The 7,428-nt window shown below is 34.0% G+C and carries 5 protein-coding genes; all 5 read right to left on the bottom strand.

What is annotated here, in order from left to right; genetic code table 11:
• Positions 1–260 precede the first annotated feature (260 nt).
• Entirely contained in the window at positions 261–1,274 is a 1,014-nt protein-coding gene (locus tag AC4AGG_RS14560; RefSeq protein ID WP_489772743.1) for a phytase, read from the bottom strand.
• Between the two features lie 154 nt (positions 1,275–1,428).
• Positions 1,429–4,245, bottom strand: coding sequence for a TonB-dependent receptor (locus AC4AGG_RS14555; RefSeq protein WP_489772742.1), 2,817 nt, complete (start codon positions 4,243–4,245; stop codon positions 1,429–1,431).
• A gap of 163 nt (positions 4,246–4,408) precedes the next feature.
• A complete protein-coding gene (locus AC4AGG_RS14550; RefSeq protein ID WP_489772741.1) occupies positions 4,409–5,185 on the bottom strand; it encodes an alpha/beta fold hydrolase in 777 nt (258 codons plus the stop codon).
• A 97-nt stretch (positions 5,186–5,282) separates the two neighbouring features.
• Positions 5,283–6,002 carry a pyridoxine 5'-phosphate synthase gene (locus tag AC4AGG_RS14545; protein ID WP_489772740.1) on the bottom strand — a complete coding sequence of 240 codons (720 nt, stop codon included), beginning with the start codon at positions 6,000–6,002 and terminating at the stop codon, positions 5,283–5,285.
• A 61-nt stretch (positions 6,003–6,063) separates the two neighbouring features.
• On the bottom strand, positions 6,064–7,329 hold the full coding sequence (locus AC4AGG_RS14540; protein ID WP_489772739.1) for a mechanosensitive ion channel family protein: 1,266 nt from the start codon (positions 7,327–7,329) through the stop codon (positions 6,064–6,066).
• Positions 7,330–7,428 lie beyond the last annotated feature (99 nt).

The raw sequence follows: 7,428 nt of genomic DNA, 5'->3' as shown, positions 1-7,428 counted from the left end.
AAAAAAAATTAATCCTGAAAATCTTAACAAATGACCGCAAAGAGATTTTTATCAATTCACTGTTTTCAGATTCGCAAAGGTGTTTCACTTAACTAAATTCTCCAAGATTATGACTATTATTATAAAAATTGGATAATAAAAAAATGTATAAATCTTTTACACTAAAAACTAAATGAATGCAACAAATTTCTCATCATAAAAAAAGCTCACTTCCGAAGAAGTGAGCTTTCCAAAAATAAATTTGACTGATATGAAGAAAACTATTTTTTTATTGCTTGGTCAATTTTTTCTTGAATTTTTCGCCAATCGTAGATTTGGAAAACTTTTCCGTTACTCATCGCTACAAAAAAACCGTTCGGAAATTTGGCTCCAAGATTAACAGCCGTTACATCAGAACCATCGCTTTCATCCGTTGAAAAAGGAATTTTTGCAATTACCCCAACTTCTGGATTCTCTCTTTTGTAAACATTAAAATGATTGGATTGCTGGTCAGAAACCAAAATATAGCCTTCGGTTGCAGAACTTGGATATATAGAAATCCCTTCAATATCGCGCTGAAAATCTTTAGTCCCAAAAACTAATATTTCATCATTCCCTTTCTCCGGATTTGCGTAATATTTATGAACACCAAACATCTCATCCGAGTAATAAACGAAACCTAAGTCATCATCGACTGCAATGGATTCAATTTCTTTTTTACCACTGTATTTTCCAAATTTTCTCACCAATTCGCCCGTGACTTTTCCAGCAATATCGGTTAATTTGTATTGCCAAAGATAGCCTTCGCTTGGTCCAGATTTTCTTCCAACAATTACAAAAATTTCATTTGTTTCTGGATTTTTGTACATCGAAATTCCCATCGGCGCTCGTTCTTCTTCTCCTTCGAAAACTGGAAACTCTCCGATTAATCTCATATCAGGAACTGAGTAAATTTTAACCAAATTAGTTTCCCTTTCTGTTGTTGCTACAATGTCTGTAGGGACATCATTATGAACAAAACCATACTCTAAATCCACATTATTTGGACGTTGCAATCCTGTTACTTTGTTAACAATTTTTCCGTCCAAATCAAAGACATAGAGTCCTCCATTGGTTTCTTTGTCGGTACCGATAATTAGACTTTTGGAGACCTCTTTTGGATTGACCCAAATTGCTGGATCATCGGTATCAAACTCTACTTGTTGCGTTACAACATCTGGCTTTAGTGCTTCTTCTTTCTTGCATTGAATAAGAACTAAAGCGAGAATCGTAATCTTTATGGTGTTTTTTAGCATTTAATTTATTTTAAAGTCTTTGTGTGTTATTAAATGGGGCTGTCATACTGAAGAAGGAAGCGTCTCTAAATCATTAACGCACTCCCTTTCTTTAGATTTAGATTCTTCATTCCGCTTTGCTTTATACAGAGTGACAAACTGATTTATTATCAATTTAAAAATCAAATTTAAGTCCCATCGTGAATTTCGGCTCATAATACTCCATCTGCATTGTTCTTTCCGAAACTCCTTGATAATAGCGCAAAGGTTGATTGGTAAGATTATTAGCTTCCACAAAAATCCTCATCCATTTTTTGATCGCATAAGAAGCATTGGCATCTACAAAAGTTTGTTTGTCATAATAACGGTCATCGAAAGCCTCTCCTCCCAATTCGTCCAAATAAGCGGCAGCATAATTCATAGAAATTCTTGCTTGAAATCTTTTGTTTTCCCAAGAAAGCGAAGCATTGAACATGTGAGGTGCAGTTCCTGGAAGCATCAATCCTTCTCTTGTATTTCCACCTGCTGTAATTCCTTTAGCTTCAGAATGTGTATAGGTGTAGTTAGCATAGATTCCAAAATTTCTCAAAAATCCTGGCAAAAAGTCTAATTGCCTTTGTAAGGAGACTTCGAACCCATACAAATCAACTTGCTCTCCGTTTCGGAATTGAGAGTATTTGTAAATTTCGCTTCCATCTTGCGGAACTGGATTGGTTAATGTTGGATAATCTGCACCAAACTCAGCAAAGGTATAATCATTATCTACATATTTATAAATAAAATCTTTAATCTTTTTGTAGTATGCTCCAGCAGAAATCAATCCAACGTTCTTGAAATAATATTCGAACATCATATCGAAATTATTAGAATAAGTTGGCTTAAGGTTAGCATTACCTGCATCAATGGAGTTGTCATCAGGTAAAATACTCAAGTAAGGAGATAGTATATAATAATTTGGTCTTGCTAACGCTGTAGAATATGCCAATCTAAATACGGCATCTTTGTTAAAATTATATTTGAACGCCAAACTTGGTAAAAAGTTGGTATAATTATTCGAAATCTCTTGAGTCCCGATCAAATCCTCTTCGTTCTCTGCAATATTTCCGCTATAATCTGTATGGGTTGCTTCTACTCTTACCCCTGCAATCATCGATAACTTGTCTGTGAAATCTTGGTCCCATCTCAAATATCCAGCATAGATTTTCTCATTTGCTCTATAATTTTGAAAAATATATTCAGATGGAACATCTTCTTGTTCATACAAAGCAGTATTGCCAAGATTAAGATTTCCTAAATATTCTTTGGTTGCGAAAGTTCCGGGAATATATTTAGAATTAGGGTTGTAACCTTGTCCGCTCCAGAAAATTTGGTCCACCAAATCCAAAGTTGCCATTTCGTCTCCAACTGGAGAATAGCTAAAGAAATTATTATCTCTTTTCTTAAATTTGAACCTTGCTTTTCCTCCAAATCTTAATCGTCCTTTTTGGTCACTGATAACAGAAAACGGAACTCTGAAATTTAATTTCCCTGTCATTTCTTCTTCGAAGGTAAGACCATTTTGTTCAGTCAAATCACTAAGCTTATATTTAGAAATTGCAGGTGCAGTAATTGGGTGCAATAAAGGTTCTTGCGGAGTATCGAAATTGGTATCGAAATTAACATTCTTCACTTCATAAGCCAAATATCTTTCGTTAGGTCTTTGTTCTTCGGCTTTTGCATAAGAAGCACCCCAATCCATTTTGATTTTGGAACCGATAATATGATCTCCGTTCAAACTATAGTTTTGCATAATTTGTCTTTCCAAACGAGCATTATCATTAAGGTTATTATTAATTCCACCTTTTGTTTGCTGATTGATTCTACCAGTAAAACTTGTAATTACAGTTTCATCGGTAGTATCATAATTGGGAACAATCTTTTTTATTCTTTGTCTGTAACGATTCTCATTATCGTCCCTCCAATTGTACATTCCAGAAAAACGGATGCTGTTTTTATCATTGAATTTGTAATCCAAATCTACTCCTAAACTTTTTCTTTCTCGTTTAACATCATATTTTCTAATGTCCATTTCGCTAACATAGACATTATCATATTTATCTTTGGACCAAACGGCTTCAACATTGTCAGAACCGTAGTTGTTAAGATTATAAGAACCATTGAAAACGAATCCAAATTTGTTATTGAAAACTCTATTACTGTATAAAAAACTGTCAGAAAAAATGGCTTTATCACGAATTCCCATATAACCGGAAGCGGTCGTTAAGGACAATCTTTCTTTTGAAGCCGCTCTTGTTACCAAATTAACCGAACCTCCAATTGCATCTGCATCTTGATCGGAAGTCAAGGTTTTATTAACTTCAATCAACTGAATCATGTCCGATGGAATGAGGTCCATTTGTACGTTTCTGTTATCACCTTCTGCCGAAGGAATCCTACTTCCATTAAGCGTTACTGAATTAAGTTCTGGCGCCAAACCTCTCACAATAATGTTTCGTGCTTCACCTTGCTCGTTTTGCATCGTAATACCCGGAACACGCTTCAACGCATCTCCAATATTGGAATCTGGAAATTTCCCAACTTGGTCTGCCGAAACGACATTGGTAATATTGGCGTTATTTTTCTGTGTGTTGAGTGCTCTTGCTTGATTTTGCAATGCGAAACCTGTAACGACTACTTCTTTGATTTTGGTTTCCCTTTTTCCAACAACGATATTTTGTTGCGTATTTTTATTTTCTTGGATGGTTATCGGCATTTCTGTTGTGTCATACCCCAAATAATCTATAGAAAGAGTATAACTTCCTGCTTTAATATTCAAGAAGACATAATTACCATCATCATCAGAAATGGTATAAACATTACTGGGTTTGAGATAGATTTTCGCACCAGGAAGCGAAATATTAGAGTCATCGTTAACGTGACCAGACAAAGTCCCTGTCTGTGAATAAAAAAAGACTGCAAATGAAAGTAAAACAATACATAAAATTTTCCTCATGTTCTTTTAATTTAATATTTATCAAAAGTATGAGGATCTATTGCGGATTGGCTTAAGACAATTTTAAAGAATAATTAATTAAATGTTACAAAAAAAGTGAATTCTGCAATTTAGGTTAACCAAAAGTTAATATTTTTAGTTAAAATAGATTAAGAGTATAATTTCATTCAATCAAAAACTCCTTTACTGCTTCATTGAAGTCTTTGGGGTTTTCTGCTTGAACCCAATGTCCAGCATTTTTTATTTTAATTAGTTTGAAATTTGGAAATTGTTGTTTAATTAAAAATTCGTCTTGTGGTAAAATATAGTTGGATTTTTCGCCTGCAATAAAGAGCGTTTCTCCTGTAAAAACCCCAAACTTAATCGCATTAGAAACAAACTGAGAATATCGGTCTGCCAAAGTTTGTAAGTTAAAACACCAAGCCAATTTTTTTTCATCAGTCCAATATAAATTCTTAGTCAAAAACTGAATGACTGACTTTTCTGGGATATATTGAGATAGAATGTCTTCTACATCTTGTCGGGAATTCACGACTCCAAAATCAACACTTTGCAAAGCTTTAATAATGCCTTGATGATGTGGCGGATATGCTTTTGGCGAAATATCAACAACGATTAATTTCTCTACTTTTAATGGGTATTTTACTGCAAATTGCATTACTGCCTTTCCTCCTAAAGAATGCCCAAGAAGATTAGCCTTTTGGATGCTAAAATGTTCCATATAATGGGTAATATCATGTGCTAAATCGTCATGAGACATTTCTCCAGAATGAAAGCTTTTGCCGTGATTTCTCAAGTCAATTAAATGAACTGGAAAATATTCGCCCATTTCCTTGCCGAAACTTCCCCAATTATCAAGCATTCCGAAAAGTCCATGGAAAACTAATAAAGGGATTCCTGATTTTCCCTCTCCATAGATTTTTGAATGAAGAATTTGCATAGTTTAAATTTTAAAATTCAAAATTAATTATAAATTTCGGCTAAAGCCAATATTACAGAGTATTATAAAAGCGGGCTAAAACCCGCCTCCAAATCTCTTACCAGGTTGCCAATCTCTTCAAATAGGCTTGGACAGTATTCTCCAAACCAAGGTACAAAGCCTCAGATATCAAAGCATGACCAATTGAAACCTCCAAAAGATTTGGAATGTTTTCTGCGAAATATTTTAAATTATCCAAACTTAAATCGTGACCAGCATTGATCCCTAAACCAAATTCGCTTGCCACAACTGCGGTGTCATAATATGGTTTAATAGCCATTTCTTTATCCAATGGATAACCTTTAGCGTACGCTTCAGTGTATAGTTCAATTCTATCCGTTCCAGTTTCTGCAGCATATTTTACCATTTCAGGATTAGGGTCAAGAAAAATTGAAGTTCTAATCCCCGCATTTTTAAATTCAGCAATAACAGACTTTAGAAAATCCATGTGGGTTTTGCAATCCCAACCCGCATTAGATGTTATCGCATCATCAGCATCGGGAACCAAAGTTACTTGTTCTGGCTTCACATCTAAAACCATATCAATAAAAGGACGATGAGGATTCCCTTCGATATTATATTCAGTATTTACCAAAGGCTTTAGGTCATAAACATCCTTCCTCGTAATATGCCTTTCATCTGGTCTTGGATGAATAGTTATCCCTTGCGCTCCGAATCTTTGAGCGTCAATTGCCACCTGAGTTACACTTGGTACATCTCCTCCTCGTGCATTCCTAAGGGTCGCAATTTTATTGATATTAACAGAAAGTTTTGTCATGATTTTAAGTAATAGGTTTTAGGTAGCAGGTTGTAGTTTTAAATTTTTAATGCTGAGGACTTTATACTTTATTAATTTGCATTACTTCTAAATCAAATTCCTTAGCCGCAACTAATAAATGGTCGAAAATATCTGCTTGAATTTGCTCATAATCTTCCCAAACCGAATTATTGGTAAAGCAATAGATTTCCAATGGTAAACCTTGCGGAGTAATCTCTAATTGCCTAACAATTAAAATTCCTTCGTGATCTATATTGGGATTATTCTTCAAATAATTCATCGTATAAATTCTAAAAACACCAATATTGGTCAATTGTTGTCCATTGATTATTTCATCAGGGTTTTCTATTGCATTTTTGGACTCATTAATTTCCGCACTCTTTTCTTGGAGATAACTGGAAATGAGATTAATTTTTGATAAGCGAGAAAACATCTCCTGGTCAAGAAACTGAAAAGACTTGATATTAAATATAATTGATCTTTTGATTCTTCTTGTATTAGTTTCTGACATGACCTGAAGATTCTTAATCTCCGTCGAAAGCAAATCATAAGTCGGAATTGAAGATACCGTTTTGTCGAAACCTCTGATTTTTGTCGTTAATAAATCAATGCTCTCAACGGTTCCCTCAAGATTATATTTAGGAATACCTACCCAATCTCCTTCTTTCAAATGTTGCGATGTAGCCACGTGAATACCGGTAACAAAACCTAAAATAGTATCCCTGAAAACCAAAACCAAAACTGCAGTTACAGCACCTAAACTTCCCAAAATTGTGCTCGCACTAATTCCAAAAATAACCGCTATAGCTGCAAGAGAAAAAATGAAAACAGTAAAAATCTTAATCGATTGAGAAATCGCACGAAGCGCAACTATTTTATAATTATCATTTTTTATTTTAAAATATTCTTCAACTGCATCCAAAAACCTAAACACCAGCCCAGCAATAACGATGACTACAAAAAAATTAATAATAATATCAAGTATGTCAAAACTATCGGGATGGCGATGAAAAACCGACTTCAAAATATAGCTTCCAAATAGCAACGCCAACAAGTGTGCTATTGAGTTAGAAATTTTTGATTCTCGGATGGACACAAAAATGGGGTATCTATCTTTATTAACAAAGAATTTAAGTGCAATATTGATGGTACTTTTAAGTGTAAAATCCATCAAAAAAACCAAAGCAGCTAATAAAAGAAACTTCAACAGAATCTGAAAGGTTAGAATCAAGCCATAACCATCTGGCAAATTTTCAGCAACAAAAAAGTGAATTTCATCACTAATCAATTCCAAAAAATCTCTTGTTTTTTCTATTTCCTGATTCATAACGCAAATTTAAGAATAAAAAAACTTCAAAAAAGCTTTTTTTAAATATTCCAAAAAACCATTAAAACAACCATTATCAAGCGTTTTTTATAAAAAAAC

The sequence above is a fragment of the Chryseobacterium sp. CG10_8 genome, assembly GCF_058117085.1.
Note: the sequence above shows the minus strand (reverse complement) of the source record. Positions and strands in the feature narration are given on the sequence as shown.

Coding starts and splice junctions, on each gene's coding strand:
- AC4AGG_RS14555 (WP_489772742.1), bottom strand. CDS start 4,245: ATGAGGAAAATTTTATGTATTGTTTTACTTTCATTTGCAGTCTTTTTT.
- AC4AGG_RS14560 (WP_489772743.1), bottom strand. CDS start 1,274: ATGCTAAAAAACACCATAAAGATTACGATTCTCGCTTTAGTTCTTATT.
- AC4AGG_RS14540 (WP_489772739.1), bottom strand. CDS start 7,329: ATGAATCAGGAAATAGAAAAAACAAGAGATTTTTTGGAATTGATTAGT.
- AC4AGG_RS14550 (WP_489772741.1), bottom strand. CDS start 5,185: ATGCAAATTCTTCATTCAAAAATCTATGGAGAGGGAAAATCAGGAATC.
- AC4AGG_RS14545 (WP_489772740.1), bottom strand. CDS start 6,002: ATGACAAAACTTTCTGTTAATATCAATAAAATTGCGACCCTTAGGAAT.